Origin of the sequence: Catenibacterium sp. co_0103 (assembly GCF_004168205.1) — a bacterium.
In the GTDB taxonomy this organism is placed as follows: domain Bacteria; phylum Bacillota_I; class Bacilli_A; order Erysipelotrichales; family Coprobacillaceae; genus Catenibacterium; species Catenibacterium mitsuoka_A.
Map to the genome: position 1 here is coordinate 1 of NZ_RCYB01000177.1, position 1,926 is coordinate 1,926.

Consider the following 1,926-nt stretch of genomic DNA (forward strand, 5'->3'; position numbering starts at 1 on the left):
GGAGCCACAGTGTGACCCCCACAGATTTAAAGGTGCTGTTTCCAAGACCCCCAAATATTTAGAGCGAAGGTCTGACCCCCACAAAAATTAAAGACCCGATGTTTTTACATCATCTTTTTTGTCACTCAGATATCTTTTATAGTATAATGAGGAGCGAAAGAGGTGATACTAGTGAAATGGAGGAACAAATTGATTACTGTCATTTTACTATTATTTATTTTCCTTGAATTATTTTCTATTTTTAAGATTACCACTATGGCAACTTTTGAATTGAAACAGACAGTATTTACTTATGAATTAGGACAGGAAGTATCACAGAATATTGATGATTATGTCATCTGTCCAGATAGAATAAAAAAATCACTTACTTTAAACTTGAAGCGTGTTAACTTGAATAAAGTAGGTAACTATAATGCAAGTATTGAATATGCAGGACGTGACTATGATTTTAAGATTAAGATTGTAGATACAAAAAAACCAACAGTAAAACTTAAAAAGCTTGTTTATTATGTAAATCCTAATCAGCCATTCTATGCAAAAAAAACAGTAGCTGAAGTCAATGATGCATCTTTAACACAAATATATTTCTTAAAGAAAGAAAATAGTGAAGAACTAGTTAAAGAAAAGTCATATGAAAAGGTAGGTACATATATTGAACGTGTTGTAGTAAGAGATGAACAAGGTAATGCATCTTTTCCAATGCGTATTAAAGTCATTGTTGCCAATGATTTAGTTGTTCCTGTGATTAAAGGGGCAGAGGATAAAGTCATTCATTTAGGTGATAACTTCAATGCAAGAGAAGGTGTCACTGCTTATGATAATGAAGATGGTGACTTAACAAATAAGATTGTTGTCACAGGTAAAGTACAGACTAATACTGTAGGACGTTATGCTCTAACATATACAGTTACTGATAGTTCTAAGAATATGGCTAAGGTTACAAGAGTAGTGGAGGTTATTGAATGATCACATATATATTTATGGCGATATGTATAGCAGTTTTTGTTTATATTAATTATTTTTCTAAGGATAATAAAACTTCAGAAGCGATGCATTTAGGTGCTTTATATACACCTTATGTGAAAAATAGAGGAGAATATTGGCGATTTATTACATCTGCTTTTATTCATACAGAATTTCTTCATTTATTTATGAATATGTACTGTATCTTCTATTTAGGACGTATGTTTGAAACACTACTTGGACCAGTACGCTATTTAATACTTGTCTTAGTTTCTATTGTGATGAGTTCACTTGCTACTTATTACTATTCTTATAGAGATTCTAGTGTGGATAACTCTATCACAATTGGTGCAAGTGGTTTATTCTATGGCTTTTTAGGGGCTATTATTGGACTGGGTTTATTTAAAGGTGGTGCTTTCTTTGATTTATTAAGAGGCTATTTACCTTGTATTGCGATTAACCTTGCCTTTACTCTTATGAATTCTCGTATTTCTAAGACAGGACATGTAGGTGGATTAGTTGGTGGATACCTCACTATGTATATTATGTATCTCTTAAAAGTAATATGAGAATACTAATTGATGGAGATGCAACACCAGATATTGAAAAAATCGCTTTTTTGTGTGATAAATATGATATAAAGATGATAGGGTATTGTGATATGAATCATTTCTTTGATTATGAATCAGTTATTATATGTGATCAGGGGAATGATAGTGTTGATTATGCTATTTTAAAAGATGTGAAGAAGGGTGATCTTGTGATTACACAGGATTATGGTGAAGCAGGTATGCTTCTTACAAAAGGTGCGATTGTTGTTCATCCTTCAGGGTTTATCTAAAAAAACAGGCAGAACCCCCCCACACCTCAATATAGAATATAGGTGGGGGGATGAATGCCGTTAATGCATCTGATAGAGAAATTTGGAGTAAGAAATAGTATAATACATATAGGAAACTTCTT

At 32.3% G+C, this 1,926-nt stretch carries 3 protein-coding genes; all 3 read left to right on the forward strand.

The window, feature by feature from the left end; translation table 11 throughout:
• Positions 1 to 189: 189 nt before the first annotated feature.
• Genes EAI80_RS12880 through EAI80_RS12890 form a run of 3 tightly spaced genes read left to right on the forward strand, consistent with a single transcriptional unit; the run spans position 190 to position 1,804 of the window.
• Positions 190 to 966, forward strand: a complete 777-nt coding sequence (locus EAI80_RS12880; RefSeq protein ID WP_129982356.1) for a DUF5011 domain-containing protein — start codon at positions 190 to 192, stop codon at positions 964 to 966.
• Entirely contained in the window at positions 963 to 1,532 is a 570-nt protein-coding gene (locus EAI80_RS12885; RefSeq protein ID WP_226793784.1) for a rhomboid family intramembrane serine protease, read from the forward strand. Before EAI80_RS12880 ends, EAI80_RS12885 begins: the two co-directional genes overlap by 4 nt.
• Entirely contained in the window at positions 1,529 to 1,804 is a 276-nt protein-coding gene (locus tag EAI80_RS12890) for a DUF188 domain-containing protein (RefSeq protein WP_129982357.1), read from the forward strand. Before EAI80_RS12885 ends, EAI80_RS12890 begins: the two co-directional genes overlap by 4 nt.
• Positions 1,805 to 1,926: the final 122 nt, after the last annotated feature.